This is a genomic window from Robiginitalea aurantiaca (assembly GCF_030380815.1).
GTDB classification, from domain to species: Bacteria; Bacteroidota; Bacteroidia; order Flavobacteriales; family Flavobacteriaceae; genus Robiginitalea; species Robiginitalea aurantiaca.
This window is the reverse complement of sequence record NZ_JAUDUY010000004.1, coordinates 87378-110027: the sequence shown is the minus strand read 5'-3', so window position 1 is coordinate 110027 and position 22650 is coordinate 87378. Positions and strand designations below refer to the sequence as shown.

Below are 22650 nucleotides of genomic sequence, written 5' to 3'. Positions count from 1 at the left end.
ATCCAAAATAAATGAGTAACGAATAGCCTGTAGATGGTCTACTAAAGAATAATTAATAATCTGACTTACTTCAAAATAAGGAATGAGTTTAAGGCCATATGAATTATAGAAAACTATTCTTATTAGAGGTTGTGATGCTTCTACCTTTATTATCGGTTGTTGCTCAGGAGGATAAAATGCAATTAGATACAATTCCAGAGAAATCAGGATACACAAGTGACCTTCAAAAAGGAATTAATTCAATCACTACTTTTTTCATGCTTGAAGATGATAAGGAAAAAAATACGCTATTGAGATTACCTTTGATAGACTCTTTATCTCAGCCCTATTATGACTGGAAACGACAGCTAAACGAAAGGACCGGATTTATATACAGCTTGACGTACTCTAGTACCAATATGTGGGGAAGATCATCGCCTGAAAAGGTTTGGGACTATTCCGGTAGTGGTTTTTTAAAGTTCTACTCCAGGTGGACATTGGTAAATAGAAACAAATTGAATACGGGTGTTTTAGCAGTTGGTGTTGACCATCGTCACAGTTATTCTCCTTTTCCTCCAGGATCACTAGGCTTTGAACTTGGCTATAATGGAATACCAGCCCTACTATTTACAGATGCTAAGTGGATGCTTATTGATTTGAACTGGCAACAGAAATTCAATAACGGTCGAACTGGTGTGATAATCGGACGATATGACCCCAATGATTATTTTGATGTCTTAGGATACGTAAATCCCTTTACTACATTTCAAAACCTTGCAATCCTCCTAAATCCCAGTATTGCTTTTCCTGATCTAAGCACAGGGATAGGAGCAAGTCATTGGATCACAGATCAAGTCCTAATAAGTGCCACAGTCAATGATGCTAACGGATTGGGCACGGAAGTTAAGTTTTTTAACGATTTTGATGAACTATACAAGTCCGTTGAGCTATCATGGTCCCCTTCTAGGGATATGAGGTTTTTTAAAAATTTTCATGTAACCTACTGGCATGCGGATGCAAGAGATAGGGCCGAGCTTGAAGAAAGCCAGGGGATTGCGATAGGGGGGAACTGGACTTTTCACGAAACCCTTATGCCTTTTTTTAAAGCAGGATGGTCCCAGGGCAGTGCACCTATTTATTCGCAATCCTATACAGGCGGGTTTATCCTTAAACCGAATTTAAATAAAGACCTGTTTGGCCTGGGTGTTAATTGGGGCCAAACCCAAAGTGATATTTGGCAGTTCTCCTCGGAACTGTTTTACAGATTTCAATTCTCCCAGAATTTTGCGATAACCCCAAGCGTGCAGTACTTTAAAAACCCGGCCCTGGACCCCAATTTGAATAGTGCATTCGTAGTAGGGTTAAGGGGGCGTTTGGCCTTATAATGCCTTTTTGAAGTTGCCTTATAGTCCTTTTATTTGTTCCCAGCGGTTTGCGGATCTTTTTTCATGGACCTGTATAAGAAATATGCAGTAGTTCCTAAAGTCGAGATCATAAAAACCGGCAAAAACCATTTGCCTAAACCTGACTGATTTCCCATGGCCACTTGTATGGTGGAATAGGTGATATAGGTAAATAGCCAGGTAATCAAAGCATTCAAAGTCCGAATCATCCTGGTTCCAGTGGTATATAATCTTTTGGCGTTTTCCTTTGTTACTTTTTGAGGGAAATTGAAATTATGGGGGTGCTTGTTGAGCCAAAATAATCCCATAAACATTACGAATCCGATTATTGGAAGGGTCCAAATCATTCCTTTTCCACTGAAGGCATCAGCTTCTCCGTTGGCCCCAAAGTGTGTTGGAATAATATCAGGCAGTTGGTCATAAAAATAGATTGGCAGGCCTATCAGAATCACGAGCCCTAAAATTCCAATCCATTCGATCACATTATCTATAGGCTGCAACTTAATTTTCAATTTTGGTCTTTCCATGGGCTAAATTCAAAAGGGATTACAGCTGTACTATCAGATACTGCAGCCTGAATGCCATTTTCGCTCTTCCAGTATTTGATTTTTTGTGGAAATGCAATTTCAGGGTTTTCACAGGTAAAGCCCAGACTATCGGAGTGGGTCATCCTGAAAACGACCGGTTCCGGGTCTTCGGGCGCTTTTATATGCAGTGCCCAGATACCTTGGTCCTTTTTAAGCTGCATGCGCTCCTGCCAGATGGTATCTCCATTTTGGAGGGTAAATCCAAAACCGGAATATTCCGTTTCATCTACCGGCTCCCAAAACTCAAAGGTGGCTTTTCCTTCTGCTTCATTGGTGCGCTCCCAGCAGCCCATGAGCCACTTAAAGGAGACCTCAGAAGTCGACAGGGTAGTGGCGCTTTCGATTTCAATGGACTGATCTTTTGGGGCCTGCTTACAGGAGCAGAGTAATAGGGTCAGGGCAAGGAGGGTGAATGTTCTCATAAGATGCGGGTATTCATTTCGTGTTCCCTGGTGTAAAAAGGATATTTTTATAGCATTCAACTTTTAAAGGGTTGAGATACCGGAATCCTGTTTGGCCTATGAAATTACATAAAATCTAAATCCATGGATTTAAATCAAATCACTATTCCTTCGTTAGATTTGGAAAAAGCGATCCCATTTTATGAAACACTGGGGTTACAATTAATTGTAAAGGCATTACCACATTATGCCCGATTTCAATGCCCGAATGGGGCTTCAACCTTTTCCATTCACCGTACCGAAGCATTGCCCACGGGTGATGGGATCTACGTGTATTTTGAATGTGAAAATCTTGAGGATCAGGTTCGTTTGTTACAGGAAAAAGGGATTGTTTTTGAGCAGGAGCCCACGGAGCAGCCTTATTTATGGAAAGAGGCCAGGCTTAAAGATCCCGATGGGAATCAGCTCATTTTGTATTATGCGGGGGAGAACCGGGTTAATCCGCCTTGGCGGGTGGGTTGAGGGGAATAGGAATGTCTAGTGTGGGTTCTTGCTAACTGCCAAGGTTATTATTAGTTGTTTGGGTAAGGACTTAACTATTCCAGTATGCACGGAACTGAAAATCCTTTTGAATTTTCAGAAGTAGGTGAGAACAAGCAATTACTTATGGCCATTGTTGTGCTTTCGTTTTTTAAATGCTTTTCTATTTTTTAATTTTTAAACATTTACACCAAAAAGATAACCCACCAATGCAGAAAGTCCCATGGCAATGGTTCCCAAAACAGTAATTCTGACAATTGCTTTCTTAATATCTGAGCCTCCAGTTTTTGCAGCCATTGCTCCTAAAATCATTAGGAAAATGATGGTGGACCCATACAGCCAATATTCCATTTCTTTTATTGGGGCGAAAAGAATCATTAATAGTGGTAAAACACCACCAATCAAAAAGGCTGCGCCAGATGCTAGTGCAGCTTGAATAGGGTTTGCCTTGCTTATTTCATTAATTCCCAGTTCATCCCTAATGTGAGCTCCTAAGGCATCTGCTTCAGTTAGTTCCTTTGCCACCTGACGTGCTGTTTCACTTTTTAGCCCTCTTTTTTCATAGATTTGAGCCAATATATTTAACTCTTCATCTGGCATTTCTTCAAGTTCCTTAATTTCTCTTTCTATGTCCGCTTTTTCAGTATCGGTTTGTGAACTTACAGATACATATTCTCCTGCCGCCATAGATAATGCACCTGCCACGAGTCCAGCGACTGTTGCTAAAACAACAGGTTCTCTTGTTGAACTAGCTGCGGCAATACCTATGGCAAGGCTTGAAATAGAAATAATCCCATCATTTGCTCCTAAAACTGCAGCTCTTAACCAATTGCTTCGGTGAATGTAGTGGCTATCCAAATAATTATCTATTGTTATTTTTTTCATTATCATTCATTATTCTTAAATGACGCACAACGGTTGGTATATGACTCTTAGCCTGCCGATGATAGGCCGCTATGATTTCATATACATTGTTGTCAGTAGTCACTTTTGTTCAGCCAATTCTTTTAGTTTAAGATTCATTTGCTCAAAGCCAGATTTTGTATCAGTTTCTAATTTTTTAGCGAAAAGGCCAACTAAGATTCCGTTAAACTTTTCTTCTTGTAAAAAAGTGCAAGTTCCATTCATATTATCAATGATTTGGAAGCTATGTTCGCCATCAAATAGACCTTTTAAAAATAGAGTTCCTAACCACCTTAATTCCTTATTATCGTCATATTTCAAAACCAATGGTTTAAATTTCATGCCACCTATTAATGCTTTCAATTTTCCTCCTTTTCTTTGTTCTCCACTTATTTTAGTTATAAATGGATTCCAATTTTCATAATCTTCAAAATCGGTTAAAATTTTCCATATTGACTCCGGAGAAGCTGAAATTTCAATCGATGTTTTTATTTCTTTATTTGCCATAAACAATTATTTTTTAAAACATTTAAGTGATTCTAATTTTCCAAAAGCCAAAGAATTCTATCATAAGAGGTTAAATAATGAATAATAACAATAAGAGCAAAAGCATAGCTAATTTTTTGTCGTCCAGAGTTGAATATTGCTATTGTCGCCAATACAAATATTGCTAATTCAATAACTAATCTCACAATTCCAGAAGTTACAACAACAGTTTGTCCAGAACCATATCCCTGTTATCAAACCTGATATCAATCATTTTTACAACCTTACAATAACTGTAATAAAACAATTCCCTTGACATAAAATCGGTAACGTTATGTCCTTATCAGGTCATCACTGATTTTATGCCAAATACTTCGTATTGCGGGAATTGGTGGAATTGAACCATAAGGAACGTGCAAATCCCTCAACATAAAATCCTGGACGTTATATTCCATGCGGGTTATAACTCATTTTATGTTGAATACTTCGTATTACGGGATTTGACGTATTTGAACCATAATTTATATTATGTCAAATAGAAAATATCAGGATATGGGTGTGGTCTTCCCTGTTTGGGTTTTGTGATTTTGTTTTAAAGAAAAGCCGAAATAGAAATTATTGGATGATTCCATCGTAGCGAATGGAACTGCGCAGGTTGCTGTTGACATCAAGAACTGCTCGTTTGCCGGAATAAATCCTCAGGTTGCATTGCAGGGTTTCTGATTTATTGACCACGCTGAATTTGAGGTCTACGGATTCCGTAGCTGTATTGCGACTGCTGCTCAGATCTTTGGCCGTACCTACCACGCGCAATCCTTCTGCAGTACCATAACTCCGGCTCATTTGGCTCGACCCAAAATACCGGAGATCCATATCCACCTGATCCCCTTCGAATTTCAGATAACCCGGATTGTCAATCCGATTGGCGGAACCGGTTCGCATGGTTTCAATGGTCTTGGCGACAAAGGTGAAATTTTGTCCTTCCACCATATTTTCCATCTGCTCCCAGGTCGCTTCCGTTATGGGCTCCTTTGAGGCACCACATCCCATAAGCAACAAGAGATTCACAGAGAGGAATAAACTATAGATGATTTTACCTGTATTGTTCATGATGACTGATTTGCTTGAAAACTAAATAATGTTTGACGCTTTAGGGATTTTTAAACGCTCCAGATAAATGGACAAATCCGGTGGCGGTTCATTCTTTTGCTATCGTTATCGTTCCATCATACCTGATTTGATTTCGCTGATTGCTCTGAATGGTCAGCAAACCCCGTGTACCCCCATATAACCTGAGGTTGCAGATAAAGCTTTCTCCCCGGTCTTTGGCTTTGAAATCAATATCGTAATAATTGCGATCTGAATCTCGATTGATTTTCAGGTCATTTGCCAGGCCCTCGTAGTTAATTCCCTCGGCCTGGCCGTATGTTTTAACAACCTGCCGCTCCCCGTAGTACGGCAATTGGATAAACACGGAATCCCCCTTCATTTTAAGGTAATTGGAATTCTCCCCGAGATTTATCCGGTTTGGACTGCTTCCCGGCGGAAAAAGCCCGGCATTCGCGGCAGCATTGATCCCCGCATCAGGAGTGGGTTCAGCCCACTGGGCAATCATCGTAAAATTGCGGTCCGTTATAATCCGGTCCAGTCGCTGTTGTTCTGCTTCAGACATAGGAGTTGTAGCAGATTTACAGGCCGTATTCAGGCTGACCAACACTAAAAAGCATGAGAAAACACTCCCAATTCGTCCCGATAATTTCATTTTACAAAAGCATGATTATTAGGTAAAAGATACGAAGAATTGCGGATTATCTTTTTCTTCTGCCTGGGCATAGCCCCTGTTAAATTAACGGTTTGGAAAAATCGCATATCCCTGTCTTCACTTCAAAAAAATATGTATCTTACTGAAAATCAATTAAATGATAAAAAGAGGGCTTATAGTGTTTCTTATAATCCTCAGTGGCCCTGTAACCTTGTCCCAGACATATATAGACCTGGTTACCGCCTCGTACAACTATAGCCCCCCTGCTTCATTTGAATTTTCCGACCAGAAAACCAACATACACAATGCGGATATCAGCCTTACCCTCCCGGTTCCCTTAAAGAAGGATGTGGTATTACTTCCGGGCCTCAGCACAACGGTAAACCAACTTAGCCTGGACCCTGATAGCAACGGATCCACAGGGGTCTTTAAAGTAGGACTTCAACTGGGGGTGCGTATTCCCTATGCGAATAACTGGTCCGGGTTACACTACCTGATACCCCGGATTTCCTCTGCCCTGAATGAATACCGAAGTGGATTTCAAATTGCAACCATCCAACTCTTCGAAAAACAGAAATCCCCTACTGCTACCTATGGTTTTGGAATCTATGCCAGTGAAGAATCCTATGGGTGGATGCTGGTACCTTTGGCCAGTTTTTACCTGAAGGACCCGGAGGATCGATACGAATTACGGATCTTTTTTCCGTCCCGGGGAGACGTCAATTATCGGCTTTCCGATCAGCTGCGCCTCGGCCTTTATTTCGATAGCCTGGGCTCCACCCACGATTTGCAGTCACCACAGTTCGGGTCATCATATGTACAACGGATTTCCAATGATTTGCAGGCCTACCTGCGCTTTGACCTGACGCCTTCCCTGCTATTGGCCGTAAGGGCGGGATACGCGTTTTTCAGAAGTTACAGGGTATATGATTCCCGGGATACGGCGGGCGTTTCGATTGCGAATTTCTTTTTCAATGACAACCGAACCCCTTTAAACCAGACTGTTGGGGATGGATTCCTTTTTGGAGTCCGATTTATTTATCGCTACAATTTTTCGGACTGAGGCCGATCAGATTTTGGGATTCGGAAACTGATCCGTCTGGCTGGCAATGTCCCTGTCCAGGCACACAAAGTCCTTTTCAATGAGCAAATGCAGGGCCTTCCCGTCTACGCGTATCTCGGTTTCAAATCCAACACGTGAGGATTCCGGCCAGTCGGCAGTCCAGTCCGCCGGGATCTCAAGGACGATGCTGCTGCCCTCCAGGGATGCCCGGAGATCGGATAACCCCTCGACGGTGCGAAGGCCATAGGTAAAATTGCCTTCCGGAAATTGGGTGGTTGCCCATATACTCCCTTTTTCAGCCAGCGAATCGACTTCTGACCGACGTAAGCGATAGCGCACTGAATTATCTTCAATTCTGATTTTCATAATACTTATTAATCCCCATAAAGATACAACTAATGTTATTTCCAGATCCACGGGCTTCGTTAGAAACAACGTACCTTTGCCCGATGGAAAAACAGCCACAGAAGCAACTTGAGTTTATTACGCTCATGGCCGCATTGATGGCCTCTGTGGCCCTTTCGCTGGATGCGCTTTTGCCTGCCCTGGATTTGATTGGAAAAGCAGTAGGCAACACGAATCCGGTAACCAATCAGTGGCTGGTTATCATTTTCTTTCTCGGCGTGGGAAGCGGTCCGCTGGTTTTTGGGCCGGTTTCGGATAGCATCGGCCGAAAACCGGTTGTCTATATAGGCTTTGCCCTGTTTATTGTGGCCAGTTTTATTTGTGTAAGCGCTGAAAATTTTGGCTGGATGGTTTTCGGAAGATTTCTCCAGGGGGTAGCCCTTTCAGCCCCGCGCACGGTGAGCATCGCCATGATCCGGGATAAATTCAGCGGAGACTTTATGGCGCGGATTATGTCTTTCGTCACCGCGATTTTTATCCTGATCCCCGTCGTTGCTCCTGCCCTGGGTAAAGCCATTCTGGATGCCTTCGGCTGGGAGGCCATTTTTCATTTCCAGGTAGTCTTTGGGATCGCTGTAGCGCTTTGGTTTTGGCTACGCCAACCTGAAACCCTGCCCGTAAGAAATCGCAAAACCTTCCGCCCCATCATTCTATGGACCGGTTTCAGGGAAGTCCTGCAATACCGGAAGACCGTAATTTTCACCCTGATTTGGGGATTGATTACCGGTTCCTTTCTGGTATACCTGAGCACTACCCAGGTAATTTTTGAAATACAATATGGGGTCGTGGATTTGTTTCCTTATTTATTTGCAGCACTTGCCGTAACTATCGGCGGTGCAACCCTGGTGAATGGCTCCCTTGTTTTGAAATACGGCATGCAGCGGTTGATTGGGGCCTCCCTCCTGACCTTTACTGCAATACCTTTGCTCTATATCCTGCTATATTATGGAGGGACAAACCCGCCATTAGCGGTGCTAATGGTCTTTTTGTGCCTTCAGTTTTTTGCCATAGGCTTTCTTTTTGGTAACCTGCGGGCCATGGCAATGGAGCCTCTCGGACATATTGCTGGCCTTGGAGCCGCCATAACGGGATTTCTGGCAACCGTGATCTCAGTGAGCCTGAGTTCCTGGATTGGCAGCTTCCTCGACCAGACAGTTATTCCCTTATTTTCAGGTTTCCTCATTTGTGGCCTGGTGTCACTTTTGCTTCTGGGGGCCAGTCAAAATAGTTTCAAAAGAATATTCACCTGAATGACCCTGAGTCCTGCTATGCATTTAGATCGTTACAAGTATGGAATGAGCGCTTTCGATTCTTATATTTACCTAAAACTATATTGAGTCCATGCTGATCTGGATCGCCTTTATTGCTTGTATTATTGTCTTTCTGGCACTGGATCTGGGTGTTTTCAATAAAAATGACCATGTGATCCGCTCCAAGGAAGCGGGTATGTGGACAGCGATATGGGTTACGGTTGCCCTTTCTTTCAGCGGGGTGATTTACTGGCTTTTTTCGGCAAATCTCGTTGATAACCCTACTGGATTGACCCCGGGAACAGCTGTTTTAAAATACATTACGGGCTACCTGATCGAATTGTCACTGAGTATTGACAATGTATTTGTTATTGCCGTGATTTTTTCCGCTTTTGCCATCCCTCCCATCTATCAGCACAGGGTACTCTTCTGGGGGATTCTCGGGGCCATCGTATTCAGGGCCCTGATGATTTTGTTTGGCGTGGCACTGATCAATAAGATCGACTGGATTATCTATGTTTTTGGAGTATTCCTGCTTTATACGGCCTTTAAAATGCTCAAGGCGGATTCCCACGACTTTAATCCAAAAGAATCAACGGTTTTCCGGCAAATTTCTAAGGTTTTCCCCATTACTTCAAGTATGGACGGGAATCACTTTTTTATCCGGCGCCTCGGGATCCGGGCCGCCACTCCCCTCTTTGTCGCCCTTATTATTATTGAACTTACTGATATACTCTTTGCCCTCGACAGCATCCCGGCGATTCTGGCCATTACAGCAAATCCGTTTATAGTCTTCAGCTCGAATATCCTGGCCATCCTGGGCTTGAGATCCATGTACTTTTTGATATCCAGAATGTTATCGAAATTCCGGTTTATCAATTTCAGCCTCGTGGTAATCCTTGGATTTGTAGGGATGAAGATGCTCCTCTCCCACTATATCCACATACCTGAGTGGATTTCACTGTCTGTAATTGTCCTTTCGCTGGCAGGGGGTATCCTTGCTTCGCTTTATTTCCCGGAAAAAAAACCGGATAAAGGAGAAGAACCGGAGATCCAATAGGCGTACTTACCGCTGAGTAAATCCTTTTACCTGCATTTCCAAATTCCTGAATTCCCGTCTAAGCAGGTCCAATTCCTCCAGGGATCGATCCTTAAGGGCGGCATCATTCTCGGCCCTGACGCGAAATTCGTTACAGCGTTTCTCAAGGGTCTGAAGCCTGGACCTTAGCATTTCTCTCCGGACGAACTGGTCACGGGTCCGGGGTTCCTGGCGATACCGACCCAATGAGCCTTTTAACTGAGTTCCAAGGACCCTGAGCCGGTCTAATTGAAACCGTAAGGGAATTGCGGCTGGAACGTTTTTTAACTGTGTCGTAATCATAAGATTTGGTATTTAATTGGTTCTCCCTGGCGCGTTTTTTAACAGGGCTTTACACCAGTGTCCCATGGGCTAACGTACAATTGTCGGGAATATGATATCCCATAATGATATAAGTCATTTTTCTACCCCTTTTAAATTTGGAAATTGAAGGAACTAAATGTAAATTTCACAAAAACGAAGTGCATGGATATCAACTTTCAGTACGATGCAGTCAAAGCCAGCGAACGCCTGGAAATACTTACCGCGAAAAAACTCCAGAAGCTTTTTGATAAATTCGACTTCGTCATTCGAGCCGAAGTCTTTTTTAAGAAAGAGAACACCACAAGTCCTGAAACGGGAATGATCTGTAAGATTCGGTTAAGCGTACCGGGTCCCTTGATTTTTGCCGAATCGAGCCACGGCACTTTTGAAGTTTCCATTTCTGAGACCATTAGCGACCTCGAACGCCAATTGAGGAAGCGAAAGGATAAAATGAAAAGCCGCGCCTGATTTTTCCCGGTGAATATGTGATGTAGCCCAGTGTATTCTGTACGGGCATTCCTTGTTGCGCCTATTTTCGGGAACCTGGGATTTTACTTTTCTTTTTTGGCAGCGATAATGGAAAGGGCATCCCCAACGGTTTGCATTTGCTGCATATCGTCATCTTCCAGCTGAATGTCATACCGATCCTCAAGGTCGAGGACAATATCCACCAAATGGGCGGAGTTGATATTTAACTCATCGATTAGGTGACTGTTGAGGGTAACGGATTTGGGATCGATATCCTCAGGCAGATACGGGCTGATAATTTCCAAAACCTCCTTATAGGATTCAGTGTTTTTCATGGCTGTCGCGATCAAAGCGCTTAAAGATAACACAAGCGTTGACATCCCCGAAACCTAAACTGGCTTTTGCGATCACGTTCGGGGCTACCTGTACGTTTTCTGTCGGGACTTTTTCAGGATCGATAAGTCGGCTTATTTCTCGATGGAGGTCTTTGGCGTTCCTGTTTCCAATAATTTTATTTTCCGCGAATTGCAATACAGCAGCTACGCATTCCATGCTTCCGGAGGCTGACAAACCATGACCCAATACGTCTTTAAAGGAATTCAGATAAGGGAATTCAGCACCTTTCAGACCCAGGGCCTCCGTCCAGTTGAGTACTTCTTCGGAATCCCTCGAAGTAGCCGTGAGATGCCCGTTGATAACATCTACCTCTCCGGACGCCACCCCGGCGATCTTAAGGGCATCTGAAATACAGCGCTGTACAGCCTTCCCATTGGATGCCGTCATGGAACCCCCGCTGCGTTGCCCCCCGCAATTCGTCGCCCCGCCAAGGACTTCAGCATATATGGGTGCATTTCGCTTTAAAGCACTATCCAGGGACTCCAGGACCAGCGCCCCTGCCCCACTCGACGGGACAAACCCGGACGCCGTGGCAGATAGCGGCCTGCTCGCACGTTCCGGGGTTTGATTAAAAGTGGAAGGAACGACGCGCATGGCATCAAAACCACCCCATACATAGGGCCCGCTGTCCCCGCAACTTCCTGCCAACATCCTTTCGGCCTTTCCGCTTTGGATCCGATCCATCCCCATCAATATCGCCTCCGTTCCCGTACTACAGGCAGAAGAATTGCTGCTCACCTGATTCCCGCACCCAATTTTACCTCCGAGGAATGCACTGATCCCACTGGACATGGTCTGGGGTACAGCCGTACTGCCCAGGCGGCGTACATTTCCGGCATCGATTTTTAACATCGATTCCCTGAATTTATCTACCCCCAGAATACTCGTCCCAAAAATAATCCCGGAATCCCAGTCGGGGTTTTCCGGATCGGCCAGGGGTAATTCGGCATCCGCCCAGGCTTCCATGCCTGCTAGCGTTCCGTAAATCAAACCTGTTGACAGTAAGCCTCTTAAATCTATTTTTGTGAAGTATTTATTCAGATGTTCTTCTGAGACCTGGGGTAGGCCACCTACCTGGCACCGGAACCCCAGGGCCTCGAGTTCCGGAAGGTGCCTCAGGCCGGAAACCCCTTGAAACATGGCCCTGCGAAACGCGGAGAGTCCAATGCCATTCGGGGCGCAAATTCCCATTCCCGTAATCACTACGCGTCGCTTCATCCCTCTGTGGAATTTAAAATGCCTGCAATCTGGCCTTTACAGGCGAGGGTGCCATCAGCGGTGTACAGCCGCACCTTTGCTTTGAGCTTATTAAATCGAAAATAAATTTTTTCGCCCCGCACCCTAACCTTCTCCCCGGGATACACCGGTTTTAGGAATTCCATTTGGGACTCCGTCATGGCAATCACACCTTTGGCGGCATGAATATGATTTTCGATAAGATGCAGGCCAAGACAGACCAGGCCGATTTGTGCACAACATTCTGTGAGGATCACCCCCGGCGTAACCGGTGCATCCTTAAAATGGCCCCTGTAAAAATCACTCTCAGGTCGAAACTGGTAATACCCCTCTACATATTCGGAAGTAAGGCCCGTCAACCCATCCACAAAAAGGAATGGAGAACTGTAGGGCAATTGTGCGATGATATGGTCAAAGGCGTTTTCCATGCTCAGCAAAGGCTTTCCCCTCCATCTACTTTAATTACTGTGCCGGTTATCCAGGCGGCTTCCGAACGACTTAAAAGGTAGACGGCATTGGCCACGTCTTCGGGCCGGGTAAGCCTGCCCAAAGGATTTCGATCAGTACTGTGGGCCAATAGCTCAGCGCTCCCGGGGATTCGTTTCATGGACGCCGTTGGGGTTACCCCGGCTTGAACGCAATTGGCACGAAGGCCTCTGGGTGCATACTCAACAGCGATCTGCCTGATGATCGCCTCCATAGCCGCTTTTGCCGCCGCGACCGCCCCGTAACCCGGAATGACCCTGTTGCTTCCTTCACTGGTAAAAGCAACCAGTCTGCTATCTCCCGAGAAAAGATTTTCCCGAAAGAGCAGTTGTACCCATTTGTAAATAGAATAAGCCATGGCCTCCCCGGTGAGTTTGAAATCAACATCTGACAGGGCAGCAACTCCCTCACCGGGATCCATAGGTTTCAAATTCCCTTTGGCTATGCTGTGAACCAGCAACCTGATTTTTTGATCGGGTTTGAGAATCCCTTTAATTTCATTGAGGATTTCCTCCTGCCCTTTCTCCTGTATTGCGTCTTTGTGAATGGAATAAAAAGGCACTTCCATACCTGTAAACCGGTCGAAATGGACCTGTATCCCTGCCAGATCCTTCCGCATATCCCGATGCACCGCAATGACCGGAATGCCCTCCTGGAGCAATTTGTGGACCGTTGCCAGGCCCAGGCCCTGGCTGCCGCCTATGACCAGTGCAAAATCCGCTGTATTTTCTTTGAATTCCTTCATCTTAATTAAAACTCCAACAATATCCGCTGGGCGGTAAATCCGGGCCCAAAACTCAACATAAGCCCCAGCTCCCCTGCTTCGATATTCCTCTCGAGAAAACACTCGAGCACATAGAGTACGGTAGCGCTACTCATATTCCCGTAGCACCGAAGAACCTCACGGGTATCGTCCAGGTTTGCCTGCTGGTCCTTAAAGAGTTCAGAGACGGTCTGAACGATTTTCCGACCCCCGGGATGAAAAATAAGATGGTTCAGGTCCGAAAGCTGTTTTCCATGGTCTTTCAGAAAGGGAGCCAGCATAGGGTTAAAATGGTCTGCAATAGTCGAGGGAACGGCAGGGTCCAGGATCATCTTCAACCCTGAGTTGGTCAGGTCAAACCCCATTAAATGCGTTGTATTTGGGAAATGGTACATTCCTTCACCGAGGATTCTGGGCCCCGTGGATTCGGGCTCAGAGGTCATGAGTACACAGGAAGCCCCATCTCCAAAAATCGCGGCACTGATTATATTCGCCATGGAGTGGTCCGAGTGCTGAAAAGTTGCTGCGGGGCTTTCCACCGCAATGACGGCAGCCCGTTTCCCAGGATTGGCTTTGAGGAAATTATAGGCGTAAATCAACCCCGAAATTCCGGCAGCGCACCCCATTTCCGTGACCGGAAGCCGGCAGACATCCCCCCTGAGGGAAAGCGCATTGACCAGGTAGGCATCCAGGGATGGAATCATTATCCCCGTGCAGCTCACAGTGATCAGGTAATCGATACTTTGTGCTTCCCATGCGGCTTTTTGCAAGGCTTTTGAAAGCACTTCCTCCCCCAGTTTTCGAACTTCCCGGGCATAGATACGGTTGCGATCTTCAAAGGAAAGCGGCGTAAAAACCACCCCTGCGTCCATGATTCCATAGCGATGATCAACTCCGGCCCCTTCGAAGATTTTTACAGCCTTCCGAATTAACCGATCCGATTCCCCCTCAAGCCACAAGGGAACAAAGGGCAGAATCTCAGCAGTGGAACGGGCATACTCCGGCAGGGCTTTTGAAGCTCCTGTTATACGAACATCAGTCATTCTTTTTCATTCATGTTAAGGACCCAGAGATAGCGAAAGGCCCATTTCCAGCGAATTTGGAAGGCCTTGAACCCCAGGGCCTGGCTGTAATGGATTAAATCTGAACTGCGGAAACCTCTTTGGATGGAAACTAACCCATCGTGTATAGCAACTTTTGATTTCATAAAAATAACCCCAAATAGCCGAAATAAGTAATAAGCCAAAGGGTTTCTGTCTAAATCATTGATAACAATGGCTTTGCACCCTGAAAGTTTCCAGTGTCCGATCATTTTCAGGATTTCTCCATCCCTGAAATGATGCATAAACAGGTTGCAGATGATAATAAACGGGCCTTCGGGTAACTCCGGGTATTCCAACACATCCCTGAGTTCATAGGATATCTGGATTTGCTTTCCGTTTTTCTTCCGGCCAGCCTCAAGGCTTTCTGCATTCCGATCCCAGCCCGTGAGCTTCACCTTAAGGTCTTTTTTTTGGCAGTAGGATGCGAGATGCCTGAGGAATTCTCCGTCTCCACAGCCGATGTCCAGGATATGGCAGGGCGTTTCCGAAGCTTCGGATAGGTAGGGTTTCAGCCCGGCAATACCCACGGCATGCCCTCCTAAAAGCGTGTTGACTTTTCTCAGGTCTGCAAGGGCTGCCCTGAGTTCGGATTCCGGTAAATCCAGGTCATCCATCAGTTCAGGGGCATTGCTGCGCGTTTTAAAAGCCTTTAAACTCATAGGGTTCCGTGGGTTTTACGAATAACCGCCCGAGGCAGAAACGGAACCCGGGCTCCGAGTCGGATACCCAGATTTAAACCACTAGGACTAACAAGAACATTCTGGAGTCGTTCCCCAATCCAAAGGCGTGTCCTGAATTCCTTTTGCCAGGCGTTGCTGTAATTCGCTTCCAAGAGCTCCCGGTCAGCCAAGTCTCCATTCAGGTATTCCTGTAGCACTTCTGCCTGCAACCGACCCCCCTGAATCGCCATGGCCATGCCATTTCCGCAGAGCGGGTGAATAAGCCCGGCCGCGTCTCCGGACATTAAAACGCGATTTGCGCTCAGGCCTTTGTGCCCAAAATAGATGTTTGAGATTCCCAATGGCTTATCAAAAAGTGGCTCTGCGGCATCCAGGACTTCGTGCAGGGCCGGATGTTCCCTTAACAATCCTTTTGTACAGCCTTCCAGATCCGGGGTTTCTTTAAACCGATTTTTGTGAATCAGATAACAGAAATTTACAGCCCCCGATTCGGTTACGGAAAGGCCACCATAGCCCCCTTTAAATCCGTATAAACCTACCTGGTCTGAAGGGTATGTTGCCCGATAATGCATTTTTATGCCCAACCAGGGACTCGATTTCGTAAAGAAACTGCGATTTTGAACGCGGTCCAGGACACTGCGCTTCCCCCAGTTTCCAAGAACCTGTTCTGCCTGCCACTCGCCTCCCCTTGTAATTACCCTGAACCCGGATTCTTTATGAACTACGGAGTCTACAGCTTCCCACACAAAGCTGACGCCGGCTTTTTGGGCAGCCTGAAACAAGCGATAATCGAGTGCAAACCTACTGATGCCGATACCCCCGAGGGGAAGCTGGCAGGTAAGGCTCCTGCCTCCCGGGCTGCTGAGTACCAATCGATCTATTGAGGGGGCGTCCTCCAGGGGAACCCCTATTTGTGCGAGGTAGGGCACGACCTCTCTACTCAGGTATTCACCACAGACCTTGTGATGTGGCAGTTTCTGTTTTTCAAAAACAACAACCTCCCGACCACTGGTCGCCAGTTCTCGCGCGGCTGTTAACCCGGCCAATCCACCACCGACAATGATAATTTCTGTTGTTTTCATCGGATCGCATTTCGGGTTTTATGAATCGGCAGGATGGTCTTCAATAGGCAAGGAGTTCGGTAAGTGCTTTGCGCAAACGATTTTGGGGAAGGTAACCGGACTCCAGGGTTTTTGCGAAAGGAACCGGAATCTCAAGGCTCCCGACGCGTTTTACGGGCGCATCCAGGTTTTCAAAGCAGTGTTCTCCGATTTGGGCAGCAATATCGGCCATCACCCCACCGAACAAAGTATCTTCCTGCAGGAGCAGGACTTTACCTGTTTTGCGTACCGATTTAAAAACGCTTGCCATGTCCAGAGGGCAAAGGGTTCGTAAATCCAAAAGATCTATATCCGTTATCCCCATTTCCTCCAGCGCTTCCAAGGCCCAGTGCACGCCGGCCCCGTAGGTGATCAACGACAGGGCACTCCCCTCTTTCAAAAGGGCAGCCTCCCCAAGGGGAAGGGTGTAATAACCGTCAGGCACATCTCCGTAAATACTCCTGTATAAGCCCTTATGCTCAAAAAAGAGTACCGGATTCGGATCGTTTATCGAAGTCGCCAGAAGTCCTTTGGCATCCGCCGGGAAAGCCGGGTAAACCACTTTAAGGCCCGGGACTTTCGTAAACCAGGCCTCATTGGTCTGTGAATGAAAGGGACCTGCACCCACACCTGCACCGCATGGCATTCGAATCACTACATCGGCGGGTTGTCCCCAGCGATAATGTACTTTGGCCAGATAGTTCACAATGGGGTTAAAGCCTGAGCTCACGAAGTCCCCGAATTGCATTTCAACCACAGCCTTCATGCCATTAATGGCCAGGCCCATGGCCGTGGATACGATGGCTGATTCACAGATGGGGGTATTCCGGACACGGGCTTTCCCATAGGTTTCCAGGAACCCTTCGGTCACTTTGAAAACCCCACCGTATTCCGCAATATCCTGTCCCATCAGGATCAAATTGGGATGCTGTTTCATCGAGAGGTTCAGCCCCTCTGAAATAGCATCTACAAGGCGAATATTCCTGATGGTGCTATCTTTTTCAAAAGCCTTATATTCAAAAGGATAATACAAATCATTTAACTCATTTATTTCATCGAATGAAACAGGGTCTTCACCGAAGGCTTTATCGAGGTGATCATTGATTCGGTGTGCAATTTCAGTCTTATAGGAAACCTCCAGGGCTTCGCTCAGGATTCCCGAGTTCCTGAGGTGTTCTGTGTAGTTTTCCAGGGGGTCACGGGCAGCCCATTGATCCATCAGGTTTTTTGGAACGTATTTGGTGCCGCTTGCCTCTTCATGCCCGCGCATTCTAAAGGTTTTAAATTCGAGCATCACGGGACGCGGGTTATCCCTGAGGTCGGCGGCGAGCTCACTAACCTTGGTATATACCTCCAGTACATTATTACCATCCACAATATGGGCCTCCATACCGTATCCTATACCTTTATCTGCCAGGTTTTCACAACGAAACTGTTCGCGGGTGGGGGTTGAAAGTCCATATCCGTTGTTTTCAATACAAAAGATGACCGGTAGGTCCCAAACAGCCGCGATGTTGAGAGCCTCGTGAAAATCGCCTTCACTCGTAGCACCTTCGCCGGTAAAAACAGCCGTGACCTTGTTTTCACCCTTCAGCAAATGCCCTAACGCAATCCCGTTGGCCACTCCCAATTGGGGGCCCAGATGCGAAATCATCCCGACGATATGATGTTCTTTGGAGCCAAAGTGAAAACTGCGATCCCGTCCTTTGGTAAAACCGCTCATCTTTCCCTGCCATTGGGAAAATAGCCGGTACAGGGGAATGTTCCTCCCTGTAAAAACCCCTAAATTCCTGTGCATGGGAAGGATGAATTCATCCTCCTCAAGACTTGCCGTTACACCGACAGCTACAGCCTCCTGCCCTATCCCGCTAAACCATTTGGAAATTTTCCCCTGCCGCAATAAAATCAGCATTTTTTCCTCTATCAACCGCGACAGGAGCATGTCTTTAAACAAGCGCAACTGGGTTGTTTCTGAAACCTTATGAGTTTTGAAGTTCATAAAACACTATTGTTTTGTGTCATTCGCATTGAAAGACAAATCTAAGGAATCGAAGTTGAGAAGGAACAATAATTAGTAACTTTGAGTTTCACCTAAAACCGTGTCCCATGAATACCATACCCAGCGTTGATTTACGTGAGTTTATCTCGGACGACCCGGAACAGAAAGCGGCTTTTGTTGCCCAACTTGGGGGTGCCTTTGAGGAAATAGGCTTTGTGGCCCTGAGCGGTCATTTCCTGCCTGAGTCGCTCGTCAACCAACTCTACACAGAAATCAAACGCTTTTTCGACCTCCCGTCGGAAGTGAAGGCCCAATACGAAATCCCCGGGATCGGTGGACAAAGAGGGTACACGTCTTTTGGGAAAGAGCACGCCAAAGGCAGAAAGGAAGGGGACCTGAAGGAATTCTGGCACTTTGGGCAGTACGTGACAGGGGATTCAGAACTGGCCTCAGAATATCCTGACAATGTTCAGGTAGCCGAATTGCCGGAGTTCAACTCCGTGGGTAAACAAGCCTACCAGATGCTTGAGAAGACGGCGATTTATGTGCTTAGAGCCCTCGCCCTCCACCTCGACCTTGAGGAGTCGTATTTTGACGACTTTGTCATAAATGGAAATTCCATCCTCAGGCCGATTCACTATCCCCCAATTACGGAAGAACCCAAAAATGCCGTCCGGGCAGCCGCTCATGGTGACATCAATTTAATTACGCTCCTGATGGGAGCGCACGGGAAAGGACTTCAGGTCCAAAATCACGAAGGAGAATGGATCGATGCCATTGCGCGTCCGGATCAACTCATGATAAATGTAGGTGACATGCTTTCGCGTCTTTCCAACAATCGATTAAAGTCAACCATCCACAGGGTGGTAAACCCGCCAAGGGAAGCCTGGGGAAGCTCGAGGTATTCGATCCCCTTTTTTATGCACCCGGTGAGCTCAATGCCGTTGAACTGCCTCCCAAACTGTATTGATGCAGCTCATCCAAAAGCGTTTGAAGATATAACAGCAGGAGCGTATCTGCACGAACGCCTGGTGGAACTGGGTCTCGTTAAAAACCAGGAATAAAAACCGATCACCACCCAAATAACCGACTGAATGGATTTAAAAGATCAACTCAAAAATCTGTTTCCGGATCACGAGGAATCCGATCAGGAAGCCCTAAGTGCTGACCCGCATACCGACTTATGGATTCAACAGGAACCCATCCTGTGCAAGTACGAAAAACGCAAAGGAAAACCTGTTACTGTCCTGGAAGGCTATACCGGGGCTGCGGAAGACTTCAAGAAATTGGCACGACAACTCAAACAGCACCTCGGTGTTGGAGGTTCCTCTAAAAATGAAACAATCCTTATCCAGGGAGACTATCGGGATCAGATTATGGAATTCCTCAGGGATCTTGGCTTTAAAGTGAAGCGCGTGGGAGGATAAATTTCCCAAGAGGTTGCGTCATTCTGTTAATTATTTTCTTTTTTTTCGATTAAATGCTACATTTAAAGATTAGAAGCCTAACAATTATGCCGTCATGAGTTCCCAACTGCATATTACCAACGGAGATAATTTCACCTCAAAGCTCAAAGAGCTGAAGTTTAAGGGGGAGATTATTACCTGGAGGGAAATGCTGTGCGAGGGTAAAACGGAGACCTCAGTGGGTAGCGAAGCCTTTTGGAAAACGCGTTTTGATTTCCTTCACAAGAACTACAATGTCAGCAAATCCTGGTTTGTTGAAAAAACACTAAAAGAATATCGGAGCCTGTGCAATCACAAACAGCAGGACGAGATTATTCTTTGGTTTGAATATGACCTTTTTTGCCAGATCAATATGCTGGCCGTCATCAGCTGGTTGAAAACCCATCGCCGACATGTTCAGATTTCCCTTATCTGCTCGGGTTATGAAGATGATTCGGATCATTTGTACGGTTTAAACGAATTGAGCGATGAACGGATCAGGGAACTCTTCGAAACCAGGGTGGCCCTGAGTCAGAACGATATTGAGTACGCCGATTACGTTTGGCAATTGTATTGCAGTGACAACCCTATACGCCTGGAGAATCTCTCAGATTTTGACCTGTATCAGTTTGACTACCTCGAAGAAGCCATTAAAACGCACCTCCATCGGTTCCCGACCATCAAGAACGGACTTAACGAGATAGAGAACAGGGTTCTGCAGGTCGCAGCGACGACGAAGCCGCGTTCCAAGAAGGCCCTAATGGGTAGTTTACTAGCCGACCAGGGATGGTATGGTTTCGGAGATACGCAGTATGAGCGGATACTCAAAAATATCAGACCGCTATTCCACTCCTTTAACCCAGTGCGTTTAAGCAAAAAGGGAAGGGAAATCCTTCAAAATAAGGACAATTACTACGCATCCCTTCGCGATACCGATGCCTACCTGGGTGGCGCGCTTAAATACAACTACCTCTACAATACCGACGCGGGACGGATTTTAAAGCTCTAACATGTCCCTTAAGGCCTCTGAACTGATCCTCAACCCGGATGGGTCTGTTTACCACCTCAATTTACGTCCTGAAGACATAGCCCAAACCGTTATTTTAGTTGGAGACCCGGACCGGGTTCCCAAAGTATCCCGGTATTTTGACCATATAGAACTTAAAAAATCAAAGAGGGAATTTTCTACCCATACGGGCACCTTCAAAGGACGTCGCCTTAGTGTGGTTTCCACAGGTATCGGCACGGATAATATCGATATCGTACTCAATGAGCTCGATGCCCTGGTCAATATTGATTTTGAGGGACGGGCGGTACGTAAATCCCTTACCATCCTTAACCTGATCCGCTTGGGCACCTCAGGCGCAATACAGGCCGACATACCGGCAGACACCTTGGTCTTGAGTGATCTGGCGATTGGTTTTGATGGATTGCTCCATTTTTACGAGAGTGAAGCCGTTCAAAGGGCAGACATTCAATACGCTTTTCTCCAATACGCAGACTGGTCAGTCCTGAAGGCTGTGCCTTATGTCGTCCAAGCCGATCCGGAGCTAAATGAGCTGTTGTATTCCGAAAATATGGTGCGGGGCTTCACGGCTACCCACCCTGGCTTTTATGGGCCTCAGGGCAGGTCGCTGCGTTTAATGGCCACGGATGCGGACAGTAATCAGACTCTAGCTTCATTCCGGTTTAAAAACCTGAGGATTACCAATATGGAAATGGAGACGGCAGCGATCTTTGGCCTTGCCCGTCTTCTGGGGCACAAGGCGGCATCTGTAAACTGTATCCTGGCCAACCGCTCTGATGGAACCTTTAGCCCAGACCCAAGTGCTGCTGTAGACCATATGATACGATATACCCTCGAGCGCCTGGCTGCACAGGGCACATAAAATCACACAAGTATGGATCAGAAAGTACAGATTGTCGGTGTTCCGGAACATTTTAATCTTCCGTGGCATCTGGCCATGGATGACAACGCTTTTCAGGATCGCGGCATAGACCTGGAATGGACCGATGTTCCTGAAGGAACAGGTCGGATGGTAGAGTTACTCAAAACGGGGAAAGCTGATCTCGCTGTGATTCTCACAGAAGGCCTTGTAAGGGCAATTTCTGATGGGCTGCCGGCTGTCATTGCTCAGGAGTACATCGCTTCTCCGCTGCTTTGGGGGATTCATGTGGACTTTCATAGCCCCTATACCTCCGTGGCAGAACTGCCATTTAAAAAAGCAGCCATCAGCAGATACGGTAGTGGAAGCCATCTCATGGCATTTGTAAATGCCAAAAACCTCAGGTGGCCGGAAAATGCGCTGGATTTTGAAGTGGTTAACACCCTGGACGGGGCTGTTGAAGCCCTCAGAGCATCCCGGGCCGATTATTTTATGTGGGAAAAGTTCACCACCCAGCCCTTGGTGGATCAAAAGGTTTTCAGGCGAATCGGAGTATGTCCTACCCCCTGGCCCTGTTTTGTCATTGCCGTAAGAACGGAATTTGCATCAGCGCATTCCGGACTGTTGTCGGATCTTCTTGAAGTAATCAATAGTTACACAGTTGAATTCAGGCAAATCCCTAGCATTGACCGAACGCTTTCAAATTACTATGGCCTGAAGTTAAGCGACGTGCAGGAATGGCTTTCCTTAACGCAGTGGAGTCAGGATCAAATTGATATTCAAGACATTGATAATGTGATTAAAACGCTTGATAATTTGAACCTTTTATCCAATCTTTTAACCCCAGATGCATTGCTTTTCCAAACCCATTGATTTATGATTTGATCGACCAGGGAACTAAAATTTC

The 22650-nt window shown here is 46.3% G+C and carries 27 protein-coding genes and 1 pseudogene; 11 read left to right on the top strand and 17 right to left on the bottom strand.

All coding sequences use genetic code 11. From position 1 onward, the window contains the following. The first annotated feature begins 98 nt into the window (after positions 1 to 98). Positions 99 to 1364, top strand: a complete 1266-nt coding sequence (locus QU605_RS09515; RefSeq protein ID WP_289725071.1) for a carbohydrate porin — start codon at positions 99 to 101, stop codon at positions 1362 to 1364. 29 nt (positions 1365 to 1393) lie between these two features. Here the strand turns inward: QU605_RS09515 and QU605_RS09510 are convergent, their stop codons facing one another. Both QU605_RS09510 and QU605_RS09505 read right to left on the bottom strand, forming a co-directional pair. After that, positions 1394 to 1909, bottom strand: a complete 516-nt coding sequence (locus tag QU605_RS09510) for a DUF1648 domain-containing protein (RefSeq protein WP_289725070.1) — start codon at positions 1907 to 1909, stop codon at positions 1394 to 1396. Then, the gene (locus QU605_RS09505) at positions 1891 to 2391 is read right to left on the bottom strand and encodes a DUF6265 family protein (protein WP_289725069.1); all 501 of its coding nucleotides are present in this window, start codon (positions 2389 to 2391) and stop codon (positions 1891 to 1893) included. The genes QU605_RS09510 and QU605_RS09505 overlap by 19 nt, the downstream gene beginning before the upstream one ends. A gap of 123 nt (positions 2392 to 2514) precedes the next feature. Here QU605_RS09505 and QU605_RS09500 point away from each other — a divergent pair, with 123 nt between their 5' ends. Next, complete coding sequence (locus QU605_RS09500) at positions 2515 to 2892, top strand: VOC family protein (protein ID WP_289725068.1); 378 nt, start codon at positions 2515 to 2517, stop codon at positions 2890 to 2892. Between the two features lie 195 nt (positions 2893 to 3087). Here the strand turns inward: QU605_RS09500 and QU605_RS09495 are convergent, their stop codons facing one another. The 5 genes and pseudogenes from QU605_RS09495 to QU605_RS09480 all read right to left on the bottom strand — a co-directional run bounded on the left by QU605_RS09495 (position 3088) and on the right by QU605_RS09480 (position 5971). Then, complete coding sequence (locus QU605_RS09495; protein WP_289725067.1) at positions 3088 to 3795, bottom strand: VIT1/CCC1 transporter family protein; 708 nt, start codon at positions 3793 to 3795, stop codon at positions 3088 to 3090. Positions 3796 to 3894: 99 nt separating this feature from the next. Further along, complete coding sequence (locus QU605_RS09490) at positions 3895 to 4320, bottom strand: SRPBCC domain-containing protein (protein ID WP_289725066.1); 426 nt, start codon at positions 4318 to 4320, stop codon at positions 3895 to 3897. A gap of 32 nt (positions 4321 to 4352) precedes the next feature. Beyond that, a pseudogene (locus tag QU605_RS15440) lies at positions 4353 to 4523 on the bottom strand (DUF2568 domain-containing protein); the annotation flags it as partial. Between the two features lie 391 nt (positions 4524 to 4914). Beyond that, on the bottom strand, positions 4915 to 5298 hold the full coding sequence (locus QU605_RS09485) for a DUF4251 domain-containing protein (protein ID WP_434967926.1): 384 nt from the start codon (positions 5296 to 5298) through the stop codon (positions 4915 to 4917). Between the two features lie 199 nt (positions 5299 to 5497). Further along, on the bottom strand, positions 5498 to 5971 hold the full coding sequence (locus tag QU605_RS09480; RefSeq protein WP_289725064.1) for a DUF4251 domain-containing protein: 474 nt from the start codon (positions 5969 to 5971) through the stop codon (positions 5498 to 5500). Positions 5972 to 6218: 247 nt separating this feature from the next. Between QU605_RS09480 and QU605_RS09475 the strand changes: the two genes are divergently transcribed. Further along, entirely contained in the window at positions 6219 to 7124 is a 906-nt protein-coding gene (locus QU605_RS09475) for a DUF6268 family outer membrane beta-barrel protein (RefSeq protein WP_289725063.1), read from the top strand. 6 nt (positions 7125 to 7130) lie between these two features. Here the strand turns inward: QU605_RS09475 and QU605_RS09470 are convergent, their stop codons facing one another. Next, entirely contained in the window at positions 7131 to 7490 is a 360-nt protein-coding gene (locus tag QU605_RS09470; RefSeq protein WP_289725062.1) for a DUF7009 family protein, read from the bottom strand. An 83-nt stretch (positions 7491 to 7573) separates the two neighbouring features. Between QU605_RS09470 and QU605_RS09465 the strand changes: the two genes are divergently transcribed. After that, the gene (locus tag QU605_RS09465; RefSeq protein ID WP_289725061.1) at positions 7574 to 8779 is read left to right on the top strand and encodes a multidrug effflux MFS transporter; all 1206 of its coding nucleotides are present in this window, start codon (positions 7574 to 7576) and stop codon (positions 8777 to 8779) included. A 91-nt stretch (positions 8780 to 8870) separates the two neighbouring features. Next, positions 8871 to 9839 carry a TerC family protein gene (locus QU605_RS09460; RefSeq protein ID WP_289725060.1) on the top strand — a complete coding sequence of 323 codons (969 nt, stop codon included), beginning with the start codon at positions 8871 to 8873 and terminating at the stop codon, positions 9837 to 9839. 6 nt (positions 9840 to 9845) lie between these two features. Here the strand turns inward: QU605_RS09460 and QU605_RS09455 are convergent, their stop codons facing one another. Then, a complete protein-coding gene (locus QU605_RS09455) occupies positions 9846 to 10160 on the bottom strand; it encodes a hypothetical protein (protein ID WP_289725059.1) in 315 nt (104 codons plus the stop codon). A 183-nt stretch (positions 10161 to 10343) separates the two neighbouring features. Here QU605_RS09455 and hpf point away from each other — a divergent pair, with 183 nt between their 5' ends. Beyond that, positions 10344 to 10649 (top strand): ribosome hibernation-promoting factor, HPF/YfiA family, encoded by a 306-nt coding sequence (gene hpf / locus QU605_RS09450; protein WP_289725058.1) that lies wholly within the window; start codon positions 10344 to 10346, stop codon positions 10647 to 10649. 83 nt (positions 10650 to 10732) lie between these two features. Here hpf and QU605_RS09445 read toward each other — a convergent pair whose 3' ends face one another. From QU605_RS09445 to QU605_RS09410, 8 genes are read right to left on the bottom strand one after another with little or no spacing between them, the layout of a single operon-like run. Beyond that, the gene (locus tag QU605_RS09445; RefSeq protein ID WP_289725057.1) at positions 10733 to 10984 is read right to left on the bottom strand and encodes an acyl carrier protein; all 252 of its coding nucleotides are present in this window, start codon (positions 10982 to 10984) and stop codon (positions 10733 to 10735) included. Further along, on the bottom strand, positions 10971 to 12263 hold the full coding sequence (locus QU605_RS09440) for a beta-ketoacyl-[acyl-carrier-protein] synthase family protein (protein ID WP_289725056.1): 1293 nt from the start codon (positions 12261 to 12263) through the stop codon (positions 10971 to 10973). Before QU605_RS09440 ends, QU605_RS09445 begins: the two co-directional genes overlap by 14 nt. Continuing rightward, a complete protein-coding gene (locus QU605_RS09435) occupies positions 12260 to 12709 on the bottom strand; it encodes a 3-hydroxyacyl-ACP dehydratase FabZ family protein (protein WP_289725055.1) in 450 nt (149 codons plus the stop codon). Before QU605_RS09435 ends, QU605_RS09440 begins: the two co-directional genes overlap by 4 nt. Before the next feature lie 2 nt (positions 12710 to 12711). Next, on the bottom strand, positions 12712 to 13512 hold the full coding sequence (locus QU605_RS09430; RefSeq protein WP_289725054.1) for an SDR family oxidoreductase: 801 nt from the start codon (positions 13510 to 13512) through the stop codon (positions 12712 to 12714). A 5-nt stretch (positions 13513 to 13517) separates the two neighbouring features. After that, on the bottom strand, positions 13518 to 14573 hold the full coding sequence (locus QU605_RS09425) for a type III polyketide synthase (RefSeq protein WP_289725053.1): 1056 nt from the start codon (positions 14571 to 14573) through the stop codon (positions 13518 to 13520). Continuing rightward, positions 14570 to 15292, bottom strand: a complete 723-nt coding sequence (locus QU605_RS09420) for a methyltransferase domain-containing protein (RefSeq protein ID WP_289725052.1) — start codon at positions 15290 to 15292, stop codon at positions 14570 to 14572. Before QU605_RS09420 ends, QU605_RS09425 begins: the two co-directional genes overlap by 4 nt. Then, entirely contained in the window at positions 15289 to 16395 is a 1107-nt protein-coding gene (locus QU605_RS09415) for an NAD(P)/FAD-dependent oxidoreductase (protein WP_289725051.1), read from the bottom strand. The genes QU605_RS09420 and QU605_RS09415 overlap by 4 nt, the downstream gene beginning before the upstream one ends. Positions 16396 to 16435: 40 nt before the next feature. After that, positions 16436 to 18412 carry an alpha-ketoacid dehydrogenase subunit alpha/beta gene (locus QU605_RS09410; protein ID WP_289725050.1) on the bottom strand — a complete coding sequence of 659 codons (1977 nt, stop codon included), beginning with the start codon at positions 18410 to 18412 and terminating at the stop codon, positions 16436 to 16438. A gap of 107 nt (positions 18413 to 18519) precedes the next feature. Between QU605_RS09410 and QU605_RS09405 the strand changes: the two genes are divergently transcribed. The 5 genes from QU605_RS09405 to QU605_RS09385 all read left to right on the top strand — a co-directional run bounded on the left by QU605_RS09405 (position 18520) and on the right by QU605_RS09385 (position 22616). Further along, the gene (locus QU605_RS09405; protein WP_289725049.1) at positions 18520 to 19476 is read left to right on the top strand and encodes an isopenicillin N synthase family dioxygenase; all 957 of its coding nucleotides are present in this window, start codon (positions 18520 to 18522) and stop codon (positions 19474 to 19476) included. A 30-nt stretch (positions 19477 to 19506) separates the two neighbouring features. Beyond that, positions 19507 to 19839, top strand: a complete 333-nt coding sequence (locus tag QU605_RS09400; RefSeq protein WP_289725048.1) for a translation initiation factor — start codon at positions 19507 to 19509, stop codon at positions 19837 to 19839. 94 nt (positions 19840 to 19933) lie between these two features. Then, positions 19934 to 20866 (top strand): DUF1835 domain-containing protein, encoded by a 933-nt coding sequence (locus QU605_RS09395; RefSeq protein ID WP_289725047.1) that lies wholly within the window; start codon positions 19934 to 19936, stop codon positions 20864 to 20866. A gap of 1 nt (position 20867) precedes the next feature. Beyond that, the gene (locus QU605_RS09390) at positions 20868 to 21746 is read left to right on the top strand and encodes a nucleoside phosphorylase (RefSeq protein WP_289725046.1); all 879 of its coding nucleotides are present in this window, start codon (positions 20868 to 20870) and stop codon (positions 21744 to 21746) included. A 12-nt stretch (positions 21747 to 21758) separates the two neighbouring features. Further along, a complete protein-coding gene (locus QU605_RS09385; RefSeq protein ID WP_289725045.1) occupies positions 21759 to 22616 on the top strand; it encodes a substrate-binding domain-containing protein in 858 nt (285 codons plus the stop codon). Positions 22617 to 22650 lie beyond the last annotated feature (34 nt).